Raw genomic sequence first — 18,848 nt, 5'->3', positions numbered from 1 at the left:
GACTCGGGGCGGACCCGGTCGTAGGCGGCGAAGGCAGCGGCGAAGACGTCGGCGGTCACGTCCTCGGCCACGTCGAGATCGCGCAGTTGGGAGACGCAGAATCGGTAGACGGCGTCGGCATGCTCTTGGTACACCTCGTCGAACGGTGCCACCGCGTGCTCCAGCGCCGTGCCGGTCATGGCGGCGATCATCGACTCAACAACGTCGCCGGCGACGTTTCGTCACAGCTCGGGGGCCGCAAGGGGGCGCCGGAGCCTCGCCGTCGATCACTCAAGGAGCCTGCGTGAGCGAGACACCGCAACCGAAGAACCCCGAACGCCTCGAGCTCGAGGCGCTGACCGGCCTGCAGCCAGGCCTGGCCCGGCTCATGCCCGACATCGGGGTGCGGATGTGGAAGGCGTACCACGCGGGCCGCGCCCAGAACTGGCCGCTGGCCACCTGGCAGCTCAAGGAGATGCGCAAGCTCTTCCGGCTCGGCAACGTCACCCGGCCCAAGTACGAGGCCAACGTCGAGACCTTCATCGATGAGGACCTGGCTCCCCTCTTGGCGGCCTGCGAGGGCGGCGACCTGGCCGCGTTCGAGCGAGCGTTCCACGAGGCGGTCGATGCGGCCAACGAATACCACCGCCGCTGGAACAAGGGGTTCCTGGTCTGGAAGGTGCCGCCGACGCCGCCAGAGGACCTGGTGCTCGAACCGCAGGCCTGACGGAGCGTGCCGGCGGCAGACATCTGCTACACCGGACGGATGCATGGTGACGTGATCGGGATGCTCAACACCCTGCGTCGCGGGGGCATCCGCGATGCTCGCGTCCTCGACGCGATGGCCTCTGTCCCGCGCGAGCAGTTCGTGCCGCCCGGGCAGCGGGGCGAGGCCTACGCCGACCGGGCGCTGGCCATCGACTGCGGCCAGACGATCTCCCAGCCGCTCATGGTTGCCGTGGTCGTCCAGGCACTCGACATCCAGGCAGGGGATCGGGTCCTGGACGTGGGCACGGGATCGGGATACCAGGCCGCGGTGCTGGCCGCGTGCGGCGCGGAGGTCGTCGGCATCGAGCGCCTGACCCAGCTGGCCGAGTCGGCACGACAGCGCCTGACGGCGGCCGGCTATGACATCCCGGTCCACGTGGGTGACGGCACCCTGGGCCTGCCCGACCTGGCGCCGTTCGACGCCATCGCCGTCGCCGCCACCGCGCCGTGGCTGCCCCCGGCGCTGCCCCGCCAGCTCAGCGAGCGGGGCCGCCTGGTGATCCCGCTGCATCGCGAGGGCGAGCAGATGGACGAGCTCGTGCGCCTCCGGTTGCTGGATGGCCGCTGGGTCACCGACAACCTCGGGCCGTGCCGCTTCGTCCCCCTCATCGGGGGCGACGCCTACCTCGGCTGAGCCGCGGCCGCGGGCACCCGGAACATGCGCACCAGCGGGCCTCCGCCGGTCCGCTCGACGGCGTCGCCCGCGGACGCTCCGAAGGCGGTCTCGAGGACCAGGGACACCTCGCTGTCGGCAGGACGCTGGTCGAGGCCTGAGCGGGTCAGGGTGACCGCGTACTGGTCGACGCCGTCGTCGCGGTTGGGGTACCGCGCTCGGGTCACGGCGACCCTCAGGCCCAGTTCGGCAAGGTCGATCTGGTGCCGGCCGGGCAGCTTGATGCCGGGCGGGCTATCGAAATCCTCGTCGGCCCGCTCGCGCAGCCTGCGCAGCTGCGCGGCCGTGTCGTGGCCGTCGCCCTCATGCACGGAAGCAGGGTACCGCCATCGCCGGCGTCGGACGTTTAGCATCACGGTGGCGCGAGGTATCCCACCAGGAGCGGCGCAGAAGCGTCAGTTCAACACTTCGAATTTCCTCGATTCGCATTTACCCGGGAGGGTTCAACCCCATGGCCAAGACCGTCGGCATCGACCTCGGCACCACCAACAGCGTCGTCGCTGTGATGGAAGGTGGCGAGCCTGTCGTCATCCCCAACGCCGAGGGCGGGCGCACCACGCCGTCGGTGGTCGCCTTCACTCGCAGTGGCGAGCGCCTGGTGGGCACGCTGGCCCGTCGTCAGGCCGCCGTCAACCCAGAGAACACCATCTCGTCGATCAAGCGCTTCATGGGCCGTCTCGTCAACGAGGTGAGCAATGAGGCCAAGCAGGTGCCCTACAAGATCGTGCCCGGCAAGGACGGCCGCGTCGAGGTCGAGGTCTCCGGCGAGCGCCACACCCCCGAGCAGATCTCCGCGATGATCCTCCAGAAGCTCAAGACCGACGCTGAGGCGTATCTCGGCGAGAAGGTGAGCGACGCGGTCATCACCGTGCCGGCGTACTTCAACGACGCCCAGCGCCAGGCCACCAAGAACGCCGGCCAGATCGCCGGCCTCAACGTGCTGCGCATCATCAACGAGCCTACTGCCGCATCACTGGCCTACGGGCTCGAGAAGAAGGAGAACGAGAAGATCCTCGTCTTCGACCTCGGCGGTGGCACCTTCGACGTCTCCATCCTCGAGGTGGGCGAGGGAGTCTTCGAGGTCAAGTCGACCAACGGTGACACCCACCTCGGCGGTGACGACTACGACCGTCGCATCGTCGACTGGCTTGCCGACGAGTTCAAGAAGGACCAAGGCATCGACCTGCGCAGCGACCGCCAGGCGCTGCAGCGGCTGACCGAGGCGGCTGAGAAGGCCAAGATCGAGCTCTCGCAGCGACAGGAGACCGAGGTCAACCTTCCCTTCATCACTGCCGACGCGTCGGGCCCGAAGCACCTCGCGATCTCGCTGTCACGCAGCAGGTTCGAGCAGCTCACCGAGGACCTGACCAACCGCACCCGCAAGCCGTTCGAGGACGCGCTCAAGGATGCCGGCCTGTCGGCGTCGGAGCTCGACGAGGTGATCCTTGTCGGTGGTTCCACCCGCATGCCCGTGATCCAGGAGCTGGTCAAGTCGTTCACCGGCAAGGAGCCACACCGCGGAGTCAACCCGGACGAGGTGGTCGCCATCGGCGCCGCCATCCAGGCGGGCGTGCTCAAGGGTGAGGTCAAGGATGTCCTGCTGCTCGACGTCACGCCGCTGAGCCTCGGCATCATGACCGAGGGTGAGGTGAACACCAAGCTGATCGAGCGCAATACCACGATTCCCACGTCGAAGTCGCAGGTGTTCTCGACAGCCTCGGACAACCAATCGTCGGTCGAGGTGGTGGTGCTCCAGGGTGAGCGCCCGCTGGCTCGCGACAACCGCATCCTCGGCACCTTCACGCTCGACGGTATCGCGCCGGCGCCACGTGGGCTGCCGCAGATCGAGGTGACGTTCGACATCGACGCCAACGGCATCCTCAATGTCAGCGCCAAGGATCGCGGCACCGGCAAGGAGAACCGGGTCACCATCACCGGATCGACCACCCTCGATAAGAGCGAGGTGGAGCGCATGGTGAAGGAGGCCGAAGTCAACGCCGAGGAAGACCGCAAGCGGGCCGAATCGATCGAGACCCGCAACCGCGCGGAGAACCTCGCCTACCAGGCCGAGAAGGCTCTCACCGACGCCGGTGACAAGGTCCCCGCCGACGTGCGCAGCGACATCGAGGCCAAGGTCAAGGGGGTGCGCGACGCGATCACCGCCGGCGACACCGACGCCATCAAGTCAGCGGGCGACGAGCTGCAGGCATCCATCCAGAAGATCGGCGAGGCGGTGTACGCGCAGCCCGGGAGCACGCCGGATGCGGGTGCCCCCAACGGAACAGCCGCGCCGGACGAGCACGCCACGCCGCCGGCCGGCGACGACGTCGTCGACGCGGAGTTCAAGGAGGTTTAAACCTCCCGCTGAAGGCCCGGCACCAGCAGGTGCCGGGCTCTTCTGTTTCAAGGCGATTTGGTTGCTCGACCGACCAATTCACCCCCCTTATATATGACCAAGGCGACGGCGCATGATCCTGTGGCCTTGCCATCCCCGGAGGGCTTCCGGAGGGGGCTTCATATGGAGAGGAGGGCACCGACCATGGCGCGAGCATTCGAGGACACGGCGCTGAGGACCCCGGAGCAGGCGGCGCCGCTGGTCGGGGACCCAGCTCCGCTTGGCCTGGCGGGCTTCGGGATCACCACGCTGCTGCTCTCTCTGATCAACGCCGGCATCCTGCACGCCACGGTCACCGCCGGCGTGATGGCGCTGGCGCTCACCTTCGGCGGTCTGGCTCAACTCCTCGCGGGCATGTGGGCATTCAAGCGGGGCAACACCTTCGCCGCCACCGCGTTCACCGCGTACGGAGCCTTCTGGTTCAGCTTCTTTCTCCTGGTCAACGTCTTCATCCCGCAGATGAAGACCGCCACACCCACCGATATCAGCACGTTCGTGGCCACGTACCTGCTCGCCTGGGGCATCTTCACCGCGTACATGTTCCTTGCCTCCCTGGCCGGCGCGCGGGCGGTGCAACTTGTCTTCTTCCTGCTCACGATCACGTTCGTCGTGCTCGCCATCGGTGACTACGCGGCGAGCACGACCATTCACAACGTCGGCGGCTATGTCGGTATCGCGACCGCGGCGGCGGCCGTGTACGCCTCGTTCGCGGACGTGACCAACGCCAACTTCAAGAGGCGCGTGCTGCCAACCTGAGGAGACCAACCTGATGGCTCAGACGGCTTCGGATTCCACGATCGATGCGCTCCTCAAGGAGGGACGGACGTTCCCGCCCAGCCCCGAGTTCACCGCCCAGGCGAACGTTCGCGACGACAGCCTGTGGCGCGAGGCGGACGCGGACCCGGAGGCGTTCTGGGCCAGGCAGGCCGAGAAGTACCTCAGCTTCTCTCGCCCCTGGGACACGATCCTGGAGTGGAACCTCCCCTTTGCGCGCTGGTTCGTGGGCGGCACGCTGAACGCCAGCTACCAGTGTCTCGACCGTCATGTCGACGCCGGCCACGGAGACAAAGTCGCGTACCTCTGGGAGGGCGAGCCGGGCGACACGCGCAGCATCACCTACGCGGAGCTTCTTGAGCAGGTCTGCCGTTTCGCCAACGCGCTGCGCGGCCTCGGCGTCAAGCGCGGTGACCGGGTGGGAATCTACATGGGCATGGTCCCGGAGCTGCCGGTGGCGATGCTCGCCTGCGCGCGCATCGGTGCAGCTCACTCGGTGGTGTTCGGTGGCTTCTCCGCCGACGCCGTCGCCGACCGCATGAACGACTCGGGATCTGTGTGCCTGATCACCCAGGACGAGGCGTGGCGCCGCGGCACCACCGTGCCGTTGAAGCGCAACGTCGACGAAGCGCTCACCAAGACCGAGACCATCACGCAGGTCGTGGTGGTGCGGCGCACCGGCAACGACGTTCCCATGACCGAAGGGCGTGACCACTGGTACCACGACCTCGTCAGTGCCCAGGAGCCAACCTGTGAGCCCGAGGCGATGGACAGCGAGGACCTGCTCTTCACGCTGTACACGTCGGGGACCACCGCGAAGCCGAAGGGCATCAAGCACACCACCGCCGGCTACCTGCTGCAGACGATGTACACGCACGACCTCGTCTTCGACATCCACCCGGACACCGTCTTCTGGTGTGCCGCCGATATCGGCTGGGTCACCGGTCACAGCTACATCGTGTACGGCCCCTTGGGCAACGGCGTCACGTCCGTTATGTACGAGGGCACCCCGGACTTCCCCGACAAGGACCGCTGGTGGGCGACCATCGAGAAGTACGGGGTCACCGTGCTGTACTGCGCGCCTACCGCGATCCGAACGTTCATGAAGTGGGGTCGCGAGTACCCCGACAAGCACGACCTCTCGTCGCTGCGCATGCTTGGCACCGTCGGCGAGCCGATCAACCCGGAAGCCTGGATCTGGTACCGCGAGATGATCGGCGGCGGGCGTATACCGGTAGTCGACACGTGGTGGCAGACGGAGACCGGCGGGATCATGATCGCGCCGCTTCCCGGGGTCACCACCCTGAAGCCGGGCTCGGCAACGCGACCACTTCCCGGCATCGGCGCGTCCGTCGTCGATGAGCAGGGCAACGACGTGCCGCTGGGCGGGGGCGGCTACGTGGTGCTCACCCGACCGTGGCCGGGAATGCTGCGCGGCATCTGGGGCGACGACGAGCGCTACAAGGAGACCTACTGGAAGAAGTACGGCGATCGCTACTTCGCCGGCGATGGCGCGCGCATCGACGATGAGGGCTACTTCTGGTTCATGGGCCGAGTCGACGACGTCATGAACGTAAGCGGGCACCGCATCAGCACCACCGAGGTGGAGTCCGCGCTGGTCGACCACCCTAAGGTCGCCGAGGCCGCGGTCACTGCCAAGGCCGATCCGCAGACGGGGCAGGCGGTGGCGGCGTTCGTCACCCTGCGCAGCGGCTACGAGGAGAGCACCGAGCTGGCCGTCGAGCTTCGCGAGCACGTCGGCAAGCTGATCGGCGCCATCGCCAAGCCGAAGTGGATCACCTTCACCCCCGAGCTGCCCAAGACGCGCAGCGGCAAGATCATGCGGCGGCTCCTGCGTGACATCTCCGAGAACCGCAACCTCGGTGACACCACCACGCTCGCCGATGCCAACGTCGTCAAGGAGCTGCAGACGCGCGCCGCCGCCGAGGCGGACAAGGAGCAGTAGCGCGGGTTATTGCACTTGGTCGATGCGGGCCAGCACCCAGTCGTAGTCGCCGCTCATCACCGGCGCCTTGCAGTACGAACAGACCCCGCTGAGGTCGACGTCGAGCGGGGCGCCGCAATTGGGACAGTGTTGCGCCATGGTTCCCCCGTCGGCGCGGGTGGTCGCCTTCGAGGAACGCTCGAATAGCCAGTCCTCGGACCACTCCCCGACGGAGCGGTCACCGCGGACGACCTTGTTGGTAGCCACGTCGACGTCGTAGTCCGCACACGCGGCGTGCATGCGCAGCTGGATGTGGTCCTTCTGCGGGCCACCGCCGGCGCTGACGATGGTGGCGCCGGCGAGCGCAAGGTTGTCGAGCACGTTGCGCTGGCCCTTGGCGACGTACTGCTCGATCTGGGCGCGGTGCTGGTCCCAGAGCGTGTCGGACATGACCCGGCGGCTCTCCTCCGGTTTGCAGTCGCTCCAGGCCTTCTCCACGATGAAGAACTCGCGCTGCGCCTGGTTGATGAACTCCGTCTCATCGAACTGCGGGTCGTGCGCTTTGATCGCGGCGAGGCCCGACGCCACGCTGTCAACGGAGGATGGCTCCTGCTGGCCGCCGATTGGAAAACCGCTGGGCACGCCCATCGGCCGCTGGTCACCGTAGCGCGGGATGTAGCCCCCTCCCCCGCCGGTCACTCCCTGCGGGCCCCGGTATGACATGCGACGCCACGCGTTGAATGCGGCGAGCAGCAGGAAGATGAAGAAGATCGGCCCCCCGCCGAAGAACAGCAGTGACAGCAGGCCCAGCGAGCCGAGCCCACCACCCCCGTAGTAGCCACCGCCGCCGTAGTAACCGCCGCCGCTGTAGCCGCCCCCGCCGCCGAAGCCTCCACCACCGCCACCAAAGCTCTGGCCGCCGCCGGCGCGGAGCAGCAGGGCGTGATGCACGAGCAGGTATGTGGTCGTCACTACGGCCTCCAGGTCTCGCCGGGTCCCGGCGGAGGCGGCAGCGGGTAGCCGTCGACGCGCTCGTCCGCGCTGTCGCTGCGCTCACCGAGCAGGCGGCCGAACAGACCCTGGAGGAGGATGGGGATGGCGATGGCCACGACTCCCAGGATGAAGGTCGGGGCGTTGGGCAGGTTGGCCTCGTTACTGAGGCCCTGATAGCAAAAGAGCGCCTCGACGAAGGAGATCCCGATGATCAGGGCCATCCCGATCATCAGGACGACCTCCTGGTTGCTCTCCTCGAGAGGGCCGAAGTGCGGGAAGCGGATCTTGGCGACGCGGTAGATCTTCAACGCGGTCCAGGAGTTCAGCATCAGACCGCTGACAAACGCGAGCACGCTGATCCCGAGGCGGAACTGCGCGAGGTTGTGCACGATGAAGGCCGCGATGTTGACGATGATCAGTCCGACCGGCGTCACCGCCCCGATGGCGGGGATGGTCCAGCGGCGCAGCTGGGCCGCGACTCCACGCCGCCTGGGCAGGTCAAGCTCGCTCCGGCGCATCCGTGTGGACATGGGCTAAGAGTACGGGGCCATGGCCACACGGGGGGTATCCGTGTGGTGGTCGGCGATACACAGCCGTGATGGCTTTGCGAACGGGTCCTCTGACCCGCGCCGCGACCCCATCCGTAGGCTGACCGCATGCCCTCTCGAGGACTGCGCGGACTGTGGCTGCGAAGCGCCGCCGCCGTAGCCGCCTGCCTGCTCGCGCTCTCGTCCACCGGTGCCCTGGTCGCAGCCGCGGTCGTCGCTCCGGGTTCGGCGCCGGCCATCGTGCTGGCCGACCACGGGAGCGGGGACGGCACCAGCGACGGGAAGAGCAGCGGCGACAACAACGGCGACAGCGCGAGCCACACGCCGCCCGCGTGGGTGTCCGCCGCGCTCGCCAAGCTCATAGCCGAGCTGGACAAAAGCAAGCCCAAGCCCGCCCCGGCCGTGACGCACAAGCCGGCCTTGCACCCCACGCCGGCGGCCAAGCCGGCCACCTCGCATCACGCACGGGGCCTGGCCACACCTGCCGCGCCCGTCCCGACCGCCAAGGTCGTGGTCGACAGCTCCGACCCCGCACCCTTCTCGGCTCAGGCGGTGTTCGCCACCGACGCCGCCCGCGTGCTTCCGGTCGAGAGGCTGGGACCGCTGAGTGGCATCAGATTCGGGAGCGGGCTCTTCATCTGGCCGCTGCTCCTGGCGGTGGACGTGGTCGCGCTCGCCGTGATCGCGCGGATGGCACTTCGCCGGCGGCTCGCCTCGCCGGAGGACTGACCCGCCCGGCGGGTGTGGTCATGGCGGCGACCGGCCAGGGGTGGCGGAGCACCCTGACAACCCGGCTGCTCATCGGCGGACTGGTGATCACAGTGGCGCTGGTGGCGACCGTGTCCGGCTTCCTGCTGGTCAGCCGCGCGCTGCAGACCGACCAGGCGGTGCAGTCCGAGGCGAGCAACCGCTCGGCCACCGGCTACCAGCTCCTGGTGCACGTCACCCAACCGCAGACCCAGTTCGCGGCCACCGCCGTGGCCCGCTCAGCCGCCCTGCAGAAGGCGCTGGCGACCTCGGACGCCACGGCGCGTGCCGCTGCGCTGGCCACGCTCTTCGGATCCGGTCTCGGCGGCGCATCGTCTCCAGGCAGCCGGGTCGCCGTCCTCGACAGTGGTGGCTCCCCCGTCTACACCGACGAGTGCGGAGCCGGACAGACGGTGGGGTCGTGCGAGTCCCAGGCAGGCCCCCACCTCGGCACGGCAACAGCGTCGGTGGCCCTGGCCATCGCCGAGGGCCGGCTCGTGCAGTGCGAGGGCAGCGCGGCCGCCAACCGGCTGGCCGGCAAGGAGTGCCCGCCCGGATACGAGGGCGTGGAGCTGATCGGCAACACCCTGCCGGCGTTCGACGCCGCCGTCGTGGTCAGGGACAGCGCTCACCATTTCATCGGCGTGGTCGTGTACAGCACAACCCTGCAGGCGCAGTTCGCGCGGTTCGGTTCGGCCCTTCTGTACACACCCGCGCTGCTCACCAACGGCAACTCGCCGATGCTCTTTCGCTTCGACCCGGCGCAGAACTACTCACCGGCCCAGGGAACGGCGGACCCGCTATGGACGTCGGTGCTGGCCCATCATCCCGCCTCGTTCTCCGCCAAGTACCTGTCCGGGCCGGGCGGCAGCGTCGCCACCTCGTACATCGCGGTCACGGCCCCTGACGGCAGTGTCCCCGGCTACCTCGGCGTCGAGGTTCCCACCGCTGTGTTCGCGGGGCAGACCGGCGCCGACGAACGCACCATCCTGCTGATCGGGGTCACCGCCATCGTGCTGGTGTTCCTCATCATCGCGGCCTTCGCGTCGCGGTTCGTGGTGCGCCCGATCGCGCGGCTGGAGCGCGGCGTGCGCCGGATCGCCGGGGGCGACCTGAGCTCTGACGTCCCGGTGACCAGCAACGACGAGCTGGGCCGGCTGGCACGGAGCGTCAATCAGATGCGCAACCAGATCGCCGGCTACATCGGCCACCTCGACAGTTCCATCGAGCGCCTCGAGAGCGTCTCCCACGCGCTGACCGCAACCGGCGAGGGCGTGGAGGCGCTGCAGCGCAGCGTGCTCGCCGCGGCGAGCGCCATCGGAGGTGGCGAAGCGCGCGCTGCGCTGTTCACGATCGACGATGGTTCGCTGGAGGCAGCTGCCGGCGCCTCGCTGAGCGTGCTCGCCGCGTTCGATACCGAGGAGGTGGCCGGGTTGGCGCGTGGCGAGCACATCCGCCGCGATGCGGGCGATGTGTCACCGGGCCTCCTCGCAGTGCCGATGATGTACCACGCCGAGGTGGTCGGGGCGCTCGCCGTCTGGTCGTTCGACCCCCTCTCCGAAAGCGATGAGCGTGCGCTCGCCGCGCTCGCCAACAACGCCAGCGTGGCCACTGAGAACACGCGCCTCTACGAGCAGGAGCGTCACACCGTGCAGCGTCTCCGTGAGCTCGACATCCTCAAGACCAACTTCCTCACCACCACGCAGCACGAGCTGCGCACGCCCGTTCTCGCCATCAAGGGAGAGATCGAGCTGATCACGGCGGCATGGCAGCAGCTCGACGAGCCGACCAAGCTCGAGCTGGTTCGCGATATGGAGATCTCGGCGCGCCTGCTCGGCGACATCGTCGAGAACATCGTTGTGTTCTCGCTACTCAACTCGGAGGCGGTCACGCTGCGCACGGAACACGTCGACGCCGCCGCCGTCATCAACGTCACCGCAGCGCAGCTTCGCAAAAACTTCAGGGAGGGCCTCCCCATCGAGCTCGCCCTCAACCTTGCACCGAACACGTTCATCGTTGCCGACCGCGAGAGGTTCGAGCAGGTGATGCGCGCGCTGCTCGACAACGCGATCAAGTTCACGCCCGCGGACGGCCACGTCTCGGTGACCACGCGGCAGGTGGGAACCAGCTGCCGCGTGGACGTCGCCGACGATGGTATCGGCATCGACGAGCGCGAGCTGCCCACCGTCTTCGACCATCTCCGCCAGGTGGACGGCTCGCGCACCCGCCGTTACGGCGGCATGGGCATGGGGCTGGCCCTGGTCCGGCGCCTCAGCGAGGCTCATGACGCCGAGGTGTCGGTGACCAGCACGCCGGGGAACGGGACCTGCTTCACCTTGCACTGGCCGCTGGCAGTCGAGCGCCGCGAGGACAGCGCGGACAAAGCCAGTTGAAACCGTCAGCGCAGGCGACTTCATGCCGCCGGAGCTGACAGCGCTAGCCGGGGGTGCCCGAGGGGGAACGCAGTTCCCCCTTCGCCGTTAGGTGATCAGGCCGCTGCGTCGCCACAGCAGGAGCCCAGGGCCGCTGAGCAGGTCGCTGGCGGCGAAGAACCGCACCAGCTTGGAGCTCGCCCAGCGCATCGACTCGCGGCGCGCGGGATTGGCGAGCGCCATGCGGCGCGCGGCGCGCGGGTCCAGCCCAACCGCCGCATACGCGTCCGGGTGCACGAGGTGCGAGCTGACCGTCCATGCCGAACGCGCCACCACCCAGCGCGCCCAGGTGCGCGCCGCCGGTGACGCCGCCGCCATCTGGCGCCCCAGCTCGTCATGCGCGTAGCGGAGGTGGCGCGCCTCCTCGATCACATGGATGTGCGAGATGCGCCGCACCAGCGGTTGCACGCTCTCGTCGATCATCAACTCACGCTGGAAGGCGTCGAGGATCTCCTCGGCGATGAGGAATGCGGCGAAGACCTCGGGCCCGGTCGCGAAGCTCTTGAGCAGGCGGCCGAGGGTGTGCGCCAGCCGGCCCGGGCCGTACGCGGGGCAGCCCAGCTTCTCGATCATGCGCGAGAACATCACCGAATGACGGCACTCATCACCGACCTCGACGAGCGCGTAGCGAACGTGGTCGCTGGTCGCCGGCCGGTCGTAGATGTGTCGCGCCAGGAGCTGCAACAGGATCAGCTCGAACCAGATGCCCACGCTCGCCGTGCTGGCGATCTCGTGGCGTGAGAGGTCGACGCGCTGTGCGTGGCTCATCCGCTCCCACAGCGGCGTCCCATACAGGCTGACCCGGTGCTCGGGCATGTAGAACATGCCGTCGACGAGCGGCTGCTCCCAGTCGACATCCACCTCAGGGTCGAAGGACTTCTGCGCCGAGGCGCGCAGCAGCCGCTGCGCCATCGCCTCGCGGTCGGGCCGGTCGAGCAGCGTTCTCACGCGATCCTCTCCTCCGTGGGGCGCGCGGTCGGGGTGGGGTCGGGGAAGCCGAGGCGGCTGCGCATGGCGGCGGCCAGCGGCGCTGCGTTGTGCCGTCCGCGGGCGAGGTCGCGGCGCAGACGCCGGCGGATCACCGCGTCGGCTGTTCGCGGCAGGTGGCGGCACGCGGCCAGCTCGAAGCGGCCGAGCGCGCTGCACGCCAGGTCCCGTGGCGGGCGATCTGCAGTGAGCGCGCGAAGCACGGTGGCCACGACGTCCGCGGGCCGCTGCGGGCGCGTGGCGCCGTCCAGCGACAGGCCCTCAGCGATGCTGGCGTCGTGGATCGGGGTGCGGATGTAGCCGGGGTAGACGGTGGTCACACCGACGTGGCTGCCGTACTCTGCCCTGACGCTGTCAGCGTACGCCGCCAGGCCGCGCTTGGACACCGTGTATGCGGCCGCGAACGGGATGGTCGCGTAGGCCAGCTGGGAAGCGACGAAGACCAGACGGCCGCGCTGCGCCACCAGCTGGTCGATGCACGCCGCGGTGACCCGCCAGGGACCGAGCAGGTTGATGTCAACCGTGCGCGACACCGCGTCACCAGGCGCGGCTCCGGAGCTGGTCGGCATCCCGACGCCTGCGAAGTGGACGACAGCATCGATGCCACCCATCTCCGTGCGCGCCCGCGCGACCGCGGCGCTGACGCTGTCGGCGTCGCGGATGTCGCAGGCGATGACACCGCCCCCGATGAGGTCGAGCCCGGCAACGATGGCGCCGGCGGCGCGGAGCGCCCTGGTCGTCGCACCTCCCAGGGCGCCACCGGCGCCGGTGACGAGCACGCGGCGGCCGCGAAGCTCGGCGGTCATGCCACCCGCTCCGCAGACTCCGGTGCGGACCGCGCTGGAAGACCACGCCGCCGCTGGCGCCAGGTGTACACATCGAGGATGCGATTGGCGACGGCGATCTGGCGCATGGTCTCGCTGACGCCGACGAGGTGGCGGGCGTCGGCACGACGGATGCGTGCGAGGTCGATCGCGATGGGATGGTCGACGGTGGCCTGGATGCGCGCCAGCCGGGCGAGCAGCTCGGCGCCCCGGCTGATCAGGGGACCGGCGCCCCCGCGCGGTTGCAGCACTCCGAACGCGTAAATCCCCGCCACCGTTGACGGCAGCATCCCAAAGACGCGCTTGGGGATCCCGTTCTCCCACTCGAAGATGTCGCGGTCGAGGAAGGGGAAAGTCACCGCGAAGCCCGTCGCCCAGACGATGGTGTCGACCTCCTCGCGACGGCCGTCGATGAAGGTCACGGTCTTGCCGTCGAAGCGCTCGATGTCGGGCCGGTACTCGACGCGGCCGTGGCGCAGCGCGTGGAGCATCTCGCTGTTGACCACGGGATGGCGATCGAAGAGGCGGTGATCCGGGGTGGGAATGCCGTATCGCTCATTCCTGCCATGGATGATCCGAACCATGCTGCGCAGGAAGGTGCGCTGCGCCCAGAGCGGCATCCAGGGCAGGTCCAGCTCCGCGGCGGGGATTCCGAGGACGGTCTTGGGCAGGAAGTGGTAGCCGCGGCGCATGGAGATGAGCGAATGGCCGAGGTGGCGCGACGCCTCTACCGCGATGTCGCACCCGGAGTTCCCGGCGCCTACCACCAGCACCCGAGAGCCCTGGAAGTCGGACGGGTTGCGGTAGTCCTTGGAATGCATCTGCAGGCCGCTGAAGATGCCCGGGCGGGTGGGGATGTGCTTGTCCCAGTGGTGGCCGTTGCACACCGCCACCCCGGTGTAGCGGCGCGTCACCACCGTCCCGTCGGGCAGGCGCATGGTTGCGTCCCAGCCGCCGACGCCGTCAGGGGTAACGGGCACCACGTTGGTCACCTCGGTGCGGAAGCGGATCAGCTCGCGCAGCGAGAAGGCCTCCGCGTACGAGCGCAGGTAGGCAATCATCTGGTCGCGGCTGGGGAAATCGGGATAGCTGCGCGGCATCGGGAACTCGGCGTAGCCGGTGGTGTCCCGCGAGCTGATGATGTGGGTGGAGTCGTACACGCCGTTGAGCCAGTTACCGCCGACCTCGTCGTTCTTCTCGACCACCTCGACGTCGAGGCCGTCGGCGCGGAGAGCGCGCGCGACGCCGAGGCCCGCGTAGCCGGCGCCGATGACCAAGTGGGGAGCGGCTGGGGCTGTCATGGGTCCTCCTCGAATCTGAGCGTTACCTTGAGTAACAGTTACTATTAGTAGCATGCGCTCCCGAAAAGTCAAGGGGCCCGAGAACCGGGCACTCCTCCGGCCTCCCGGACCGGCCGGCGAGGCCCAGGCCGCAGGGCAGCGGGAACGCTGGCGTGGGCATCGGGAGACGCGCCGTGCCGAGCTCGTCGAGGCCGCCGTCGAAGCCATCCGGGCTCGGGGCGCCGGCGTCGGCATGGAGGACATCGCCGCCCAGGCGGGGGTGAGCAAGCCCATCCTCTACCGCCACTTCGCCGACCGCGCCGACCTCTGGCTGGCGGTGGGCCGGAGGGTGAACGACGAGCTGCTGGCGGCGATGTCGAGCGCGCTGCTCGTCGAGCGCCCTCCCCGCGAGACCATCGCGGCCGTCGTCGACACCTACCTGGCCATCATCGAGCAGGACCCCGAGCTCTACCGCTTCGTCGTTCACGGGTCACTGGCCGATCGGGGGATGAGCTCCGACCTGGTGCACGCCCAGATGGCCCTGATGGCCACCGAGGTGGCGCGCGTGCTCGATGACCGCCTCCGTGAGGCCGGCGTCGACTCGGGCGGAGCCGAGCCGTGGTCGCACGGCATCGTGGGCATGGTGCAGGCCGCGGCCGACTGGTGGATCGACAGGCGCTCGATGTCACGCGCCGCGCTGGTCGACTACCTCACGGCGCTGATCTCGACTGGGATCGAGGGGTTGTTCGGCGAGGCGATCGCTACAGCCACACCGAGGACCCGGAGCGGGCTGCGCGTGCTCGACGAGCCGCACGGTGATGAGACGGGCTGATACACGAGCGATTGGACCGCCGACACGCGGTACCATGAGCTCGCAGCTTCACCTCGTGGGGGCGTACGGTTTCGACGGGGTCGTGGTTTGCGTGACTGCGAGTCGAGCCCCGGGCTCGTAAAACCGGGACAAACATAAGTGCGAAGAATGCACAGCCCCTTGCGCTCGCTGCGTAAGTAAGGCAAACGCTCAGGCTACGGCCTGACGTCGACCGGTCAAGCGGCTGCGCTGACCGGACCCGACGCTAATACCAGCAGCCTCGGCCCCCGCTGGCGTCACGGCGGCGGGGGCGACGTACACCGTGACTGGCCGGTACGGAGCCTGGTCCCAGGGCGACGCATCGGTGAGAACAAAACCGGGACTACACTCGTAGACGTTGCGCTTGACACGGCTTCGGACCCGGGTTCGATTCCCGGCGCCTCCACCACCGTTTTGAATACGAAAACGGTTCCCCTGGGCGGCCCCTGAAGCCAATTTTGAAGCCAACGCGGTGTCGACGACGGCTGGGTCGCGCGGGTCCGCTGATGCTCGAGACCGATGGAGCCGCATGCACAAACATACGTTCGTTCATCGGCTAGACTGGGTCTGTGCGAGTGCGCGTGTCCGTCTCGGTCAATCGAGGCTCGGACGATCCCAAGGAGCGGCCATCAGCCGTCGTCTTGGCGACCGATGCGGTGTCCCGCGAACAGGAAAAGATCACGGCGGTCTTGATCGGCCAGGCCCAGGCGCAGGTTGCCGCCACCTTGGCCAATGCGGACAGCCATGACACCAAAGCGCTGGGGCTGCTGGGTGCTGACATTGCCGGCGTGGCGCTGCTTTTGAGCAATCATGGTTCGCTCAATCGCTTCTGGTGGGCCAGCCTCTTCCCCGCATTCCTGTCCGCGGCAGGGTTCGCTTGGACGCTCATGCCCCGAAGCTTCGCCACCGGACCGGCCATTGATGACCTCTATCGAGACACTATCGCCGGACCTGCCCTGGACGCCAATGTGGCCGTCCTCGATGCGCTCACTCAGGCGATCGAAGATAACCGGCGCGTGAGTGACCGGAAGCGCGTCGGATGGGCATTGGGTGCAGTAGTCATGGCCACTGCCACCATCTTGTGTACGGCGTATCTGCTGGTGGTACGGTAAGCCCATGGCCAGCCGCGCATCGCCCGCCCCGCCCCAACCATCGAAACCCCCTCGCGCGCCATCCGAGTTGCCCAAACGCGATTACCCGATGCTCACCGTGCGCAAGGGCCTCGGGGCCGACAAGATCGAAAAGAAGTAGTGGCCGGCGCGGCGCCTCCCCCACCCCCGAAGGTCAGCCGCCGAAGTCACCGGCAGTGCCGCCCAGAGCGCCTGCGGAACTGCCAAAGCAGTCGCGTCCGATGACGCAGGTACGCGAAAGTCAGCGGGACCGGGATCGGCGCGACTAGAGGTGCCCTCGGCGGGGCGTTCACGACGCGCGTGAGCGCTAGCACCCCTCCGTCATCCGATTCCGCGGCCCGGGCTCTGCGTCGTATGCGCCGGGGCGTGGTGGTCGTGATGGAGATTGTGCTCGAGGCGGCGCCGTCTCCGAGCCTCTTCGGCCTGCATGGCCAGCTCCTTCTCGGCCGAGCCCGGTCGCGCGCGCAGCTGCCCATCCATGACGCCGGACCGCGAGTCGCGGATGCAACTCCGTCCGCGGCTCGCGGCGACGTCCTGCATTGCCATCGCGACGGCCCTCCCGGCCTCATCCGGCGGGGTCCCACCCTTGGTCAGCCATCGCTGGGCGCTCTCACCAGCCGGGTTGCCGAAGAGACGGTCGACTACCAGCGACGCGTGAATCCACGTGGCGGCCGGAGGAAGCTCCTCCAGCAACCCGTTCAGGCGTAGCAGTTCCAGCTGTCGCTCAGTCGGCGCCACGCCGCGACCCGCCGTGGGATCTGTTGAGGGGCAGGTTTCGACGAGCTGGCGGTCATACGCCGCCGGGTAGTCCAGGGTGCTCGGCTTGGCGTCATCCCGTTCCATCGAGGCGATGAGTGCCTGGTCTGTCCATGACGCGTCCACCGGTGGTCCATGGTGAACACCCTCGGTGTCCCTGGGTTGTGAGGCGACATCGTAGTAGGCGGCGCGGAGTCGATGCCGGCTCAGCGCGACGTAGTGCCAGTGGCGGTCAGCGGCGTCCGATCCGTGGACGAGCACGATGTCGGCAGTCGCCCCCTGGGCGCGGTGGGCGGTGAGCGCGTAGCCGTGGGCGACGCCCGCATAGCGGGGGGGCACGGTGAGCCGCCGCTTCTCGGCTGTCTCGAGGCAGAGCGTGCCGTCCGCGGCCGTCTCGACCACGGTGCCCCGGAGGCCCTTGACAAGCCCACGGTGGCGCTGCGTCCTGCCCACGAGGAGCACGCGATCGCCCACGGCGAACTCCAGCTCGCCGAGGGGCATCGTCTTGTGGCCGACCTGATCGGTGGACACACGATGAACCCCCGTCCGCCCCACCAGTCCAGCGTCCACCGCGGCCTCGCGAGTGACCGCGTTGAGCTCGGCGACCGCGGCCCGCTCGCGGGCGATGGTGATCACCTCGTGGCCCTCCGTTGTTGCCGCCACCCAGTCGGCTGCGATGGTGGCCACCCGCGAGGCCTCGTCCGGGCAGTGATGCACCCTCCCCTCGTCGAGGTACCTGCGGACCAATGGTGCCGCGTCGCCGGCGCGCAGCGCCATCAGCACCTCGCGGTCCCACGACTCCCGCTGGCGCACCACGTCGGTGAGCGAGATCCGCCCCAGCGCGTCCCCGAGCGACCGGAACAGCGCCCCGCCGTGGATGGGCTGGAGTTGCGCGCTGTCGCCGATCAGCACCAGCTTGGCGCCGTCCTGCTCCGCCCGGATCACCAGCTCGGCGAGGTCGGGCCCGAGCATCGAGCACTCGTCGGCGATGACAAGGCCGCCGCGGGCGAGGTGTTGACCGTCGCGCAGGCGGCCGAGCAGCGAGGCGGTGGTGACGGCGGTCACCCCTGCCTCCTCCCCCAGCGTGACCGCGGCGCGGTTGGATGGCGCACAGCCGACGACGGAGACGCCCAGATCGGCGTGGATATTGCGGATCAGTCGGACGGCGGTGGTCTTGCCTGTCCCCGCCGCGCCCTCGACCACGACCACGCCGGCCGTTGAGGTGCAAACACCGAGCACCATGTCCCGCTGATCCTTGGTGAGCTGGCTTCCGATGGCGGCGACGGCCGTGCGCACATGCCCACCGTCGATCACCAGGGTTCGCTCCTGGTCGCGGAGGACCGCGGAGCGGAGCATGCGTCGCTCCAGCTCCACCACCTCGGGGGTGGAGTAGTGGAGCTCCATGCCGCGGTCGCGCCAGCGATCCATCGCTTCGCCCGGCGATTCACCCTCGCGTTGGGCCGGGACCATCGGCGTGGTCACGGCGGGGTCGGCGAGGATGGCGTCGGCGAGCTCCTCGATCTGCTCGCGACGCATGCCAAGCGGCGTGTGGGCAGCGAGCGAGCGGATCAGGTCACGACGGCTGAACACCGAGGTCTGGGCGGTGAGGCCCCCCTCATCGCGGCCGATCACCGCCTGCGCAGTGTCGACGTCGAACCAGCGGAGGTCACGTAGCTGCTCCTGGTCGAGGAGGTCGCGGACACTGCGCGGTGTCAGGCCGAGGGTGGCGGCGCGGTCGCGCCACTGCTCGAAATGATCCGTTCCCGG

At 68.8% G+C, this 18,848-nt stretch carries 17 protein-coding genes and 1 other RNA gene; 10 read left to right on the top strand and 8 right to left on the bottom strand.

The window, feature by feature from the left end; translation table 11 throughout:
• A partial coding sequence (locus JF886_RS16795) for a sigma factor (RefSeq protein WP_350340574.1) occupies nucleotides 1–179 on the bottom strand: 179 nt, incomplete at its 3' end.
• A 104-nt stretch (nucleotides 180–283) separates the two neighbouring features.
• Between JF886_RS16795 and JF886_RS07515 the strand changes: the two genes are divergently transcribed.
• Both JF886_RS07515 and JF886_RS07510 read left to right on the top strand, forming a co-directional pair.
• The gene (locus JF886_RS07515) at nucleotides 284–706 is read left to right on the top strand and encodes a hypothetical protein (RefSeq protein ID WP_337311114.1); all 423 of its coding nucleotides are present in this window, start codon (nucleotides 284–286) and stop codon (nucleotides 704–706) included.
• Nucleotides 707–745: 39 nt separating this feature from the next.
• A complete protein-coding gene (locus JF886_RS07510) occupies nucleotides 746–1,381 on the top strand; it encodes a protein-L-isoaspartate(D-aspartate) O-methyltransferase (RefSeq protein ID WP_337311116.1) in 636 nt (211 codons plus the stop codon).
• On the opposite strand, the gene JF886_RS07505 is transcribed toward JF886_RS07510, so the two are convergent.
• The gene (locus JF886_RS07505) at nucleotides 1,369–1,731 is read right to left on the bottom strand and encodes a hypothetical protein (protein WP_337311112.1); all 363 of its coding nucleotides are present in this window, start codon (nucleotides 1,729–1,731) and stop codon (nucleotides 1,369–1,371) included. The two genes, JF886_RS07510 and JF886_RS07505, sit on opposite strands and share 13 nt — an antisense overlap.
• Nucleotides 1,732–1,871: 140 nt before the next feature.
• Here JF886_RS07505 and dnaK point away from each other — a divergent pair, with 140 nt between their 5' ends.
• The 3 genes from dnaK to acs all read left to right on the top strand — a co-directional run bounded on the left by dnaK (nucleotide 1,872) and on the right by acs (nucleotide 6,555).
• Complete coding sequence (dnaK, locus tag JF886_RS07500) at nucleotides 1,872–3,776, top strand: molecular chaperone DnaK (protein ID WP_337311110.1); 1,905 nt, start codon at nucleotides 1,872–1,874, stop codon at nucleotides 3,774–3,776.
• A 183-nt stretch (nucleotides 3,777–3,959) separates the two neighbouring features.
• Nucleotides 3,960–4,571 (top strand): acetate uptake transporter, encoded by a 612-nt coding sequence (locus JF886_RS07495; protein WP_337311108.1) that lies wholly within the window; start codon nucleotides 3,960–3,962, stop codon nucleotides 4,569–4,571.
• Between the two features lie 13 nt (nucleotides 4,572–4,584).
• A complete protein-coding gene (gene acs / locus JF886_RS07490; RefSeq protein ID WP_337311106.1) occupies nucleotides 4,585–6,555 on the top strand; it encodes an acetate--CoA ligase in 1,971 nt (656 codons plus the stop codon).
• A 6-nt stretch (nucleotides 6,556–6,561) separates the two neighbouring features.
• Here the strand turns inward: acs and JF886_RS07485 are convergent, their stop codons facing one another.
• Complete coding sequence (locus JF886_RS07485) at nucleotides 6,562–7,506, bottom strand: TIM44-like domain-containing protein (RefSeq protein WP_337311104.1); 945 nt, start codon at nucleotides 7,504–7,506, stop codon at nucleotides 6,562–6,564.
• The gene (locus JF886_RS07480; RefSeq protein WP_337311102.1) at nucleotides 7,506–8,057 is read right to left on the bottom strand and encodes a hypothetical protein; all 552 of its coding nucleotides are present in this window, start codon (nucleotides 8,055–8,057) and stop codon (nucleotides 7,506–7,508) included. Before JF886_RS07480 ends, JF886_RS07485 begins: the two co-directional genes overlap by 1 nt.
• A 126-nt stretch (nucleotides 8,058–8,183) precedes the next feature.
• On the opposite strand from JF886_RS07480, the gene JF886_RS07475 reads away from it, so the two are divergent.
• Both JF886_RS07475 and JF886_RS07470 read left to right on the top strand, forming a co-directional pair.
• On the top strand, nucleotides 8,184–8,804 hold the full coding sequence (locus tag JF886_RS07475) for a hypothetical protein (RefSeq protein ID WP_337311100.1): 621 nt from the start codon (nucleotides 8,184–8,186) through the stop codon (nucleotides 8,802–8,804).
• Between the two features lie 20 nt (nucleotides 8,805–8,824).
• Complete coding sequence (locus JF886_RS07470) at nucleotides 8,825–11,215, top strand: sensor histidine kinase (RefSeq protein ID WP_337311098.1); 2,391 nt, start codon at nucleotides 8,825–8,827, stop codon at nucleotides 11,213–11,215.
• Nucleotides 11,216–11,302: 87 nt separating this feature from the next.
• Here JF886_RS07470 and JF886_RS07465 read toward each other — a convergent pair whose 3' ends face one another.
• Genes JF886_RS07465 through JF886_RS07455 form a run of 3 tightly spaced genes read right to left on the bottom strand, consistent with a single transcriptional unit; the run spans nucleotide 11,303 to nucleotide 14,366 of the window.
• The gene (locus JF886_RS07465) at nucleotides 11,303–12,202 is read right to left on the bottom strand and encodes an AurF N-oxygenase family protein (protein WP_337311096.1); all 900 of its coding nucleotides are present in this window, start codon (nucleotides 12,200–12,202) and stop codon (nucleotides 11,303–11,305) included.
• Nucleotides 12,199–13,047 (bottom strand): SDR family NAD(P)-dependent oxidoreductase, encoded by an 849-nt coding sequence (locus JF886_RS07460; protein WP_337311094.1) that lies wholly within the window; start codon nucleotides 13,045–13,047, stop codon nucleotides 12,199–12,201. The genes JF886_RS07465 and JF886_RS07460 overlap by 4 nt, the downstream gene beginning before the upstream one ends.
• Nucleotides 13,044–14,366, bottom strand: a complete 1,323-nt coding sequence (locus JF886_RS07455; RefSeq protein ID WP_337311092.1) for a flavin-containing monooxygenase — start codon at nucleotides 14,364–14,366, stop codon at nucleotides 13,044–13,046. The genes JF886_RS07460 and JF886_RS07455 overlap by 4 nt, the downstream gene beginning before the upstream one ends.
• Before the next feature lie 52 nt (nucleotides 14,367–14,418).
• Between JF886_RS07455 and JF886_RS07450 the strand changes: the two genes are divergently transcribed.
• From JF886_RS07450 to JF886_RS07440, 3 genes are all read left to right on the top strand, one after another.
• Nucleotides 14,419–15,177 carry a TetR/AcrR family transcriptional regulator gene (locus tag JF886_RS07450; protein WP_337311090.1) on the top strand — a complete coding sequence of 253 codons (759 nt, stop codon included), beginning with the start codon at nucleotides 14,419–14,421 and terminating at the stop codon, nucleotides 15,175–15,177.
• 57 nt (nucleotides 15,178–15,234) lie between these two features.
• Nucleotides 15,235–15,604: a transfer-messenger RNA gene (gene ssrA, locus JF886_RS07445) on the top strand.
• A gap of 160 nt (nucleotides 15,605–15,764) precedes the next feature.
• Entirely contained in the window at nucleotides 15,765–16,307 is a 543-nt protein-coding gene (locus JF886_RS07440; RefSeq protein WP_337311088.1) for a hypothetical protein, read from the top strand.
• A gap of 339 nt (nucleotides 16,308–16,646) precedes the next feature.
• Here the strand turns inward: JF886_RS07440 and JF886_RS07435 are convergent.
• The coding region (locus JF886_RS07435) for an ATP-dependent DNA helicase (protein ID WP_337311086.1) at nucleotides 16,647–18,848 on the bottom strand (2,202 nt) is incomplete at its 5' end.

The organism is Candidatus Aeolococcus gillhamiae (assembly GCF_016464765.1).
In the GTDB taxonomy this organism is placed as follows: domain Bacteria; phylum Chloroflexota; class Dormibacteria; order Aeolococcales; family Aeolococcaceae; genus Aeolococcus; species Aeolococcus gillhamiae.
Note: the sequence above shows the minus strand (reverse complement) of the source record. Positions and strands in the feature narration are given on the sequence as shown.

Excerpts from the sequence above, each read along its gene's own strand:
- JF886_RS07510 (WP_337311116.1), top strand. The coding sequence starts at position 746 with ATGCATGGTGACGTGATCGGGATGCTCAACACCCTGCGTCGCGGGGGC.
- dnaK (WP_337311110.1), top strand. The coding sequence starts at position 1,872 with ATGGCCAAGACCGTCGGCATCGACCTCGGCACCACCAACAGCGTCGTC.
- JF886_RS07495 (WP_337311108.1), top strand. The coding sequence starts at position 3,960 with ATGGCGCGAGCATTCGAGGACACGGCGCTGAGGACCCCGGAGCAGGCG.
- acs (WP_337311106.1), top strand. The coding sequence starts at position 4,585 with ATGGCTCAGACGGCTTCGGATTCCACGATCGATGCGCTCCTCAAGGAG.
- JF886_RS07480 (WP_337311102.1), bottom strand. The coding sequence starts at position 8,057 with ATGTCCACACGGATGCGCCGGAGCGAGCTTGACCTGCCCAGGCGGCGT.
- JF886_RS07475 (WP_337311100.1), top strand. The coding sequence starts at position 8,184 with ATGCCCTCTCGAGGACTGCGCGGACTGTGGCTGCGAAGCGCCGCCGCC.
- JF886_RS07470 (WP_337311098.1), top strand. The coding sequence starts at position 8,825 with ATGGCGGCGACCGGCCAGGGGTGGCGGAGCACCCTGACAACCCGGCTG.
- JF886_RS07460 (WP_337311094.1), bottom strand. The coding sequence starts at position 13,047 with ATGACCGCCGAGCTTCGCGGCCGCCGCGTGCTCGTCACCGGCGCCGGT.
- JF886_RS07455 (WP_337311092.1), bottom strand. The coding sequence starts at position 14,366 with ATGACAGCCCCAGCCGCTCCCCACTTGGTCATCGGCGCCGGCTACGCG.
- JF886_RS07450 (WP_337311090.1), top strand. The coding sequence starts at position 14,419 with ATGCGCTCCCGAAAAGTCAAGGGGCCCGAGAACCGGGCACTCCTCCGG.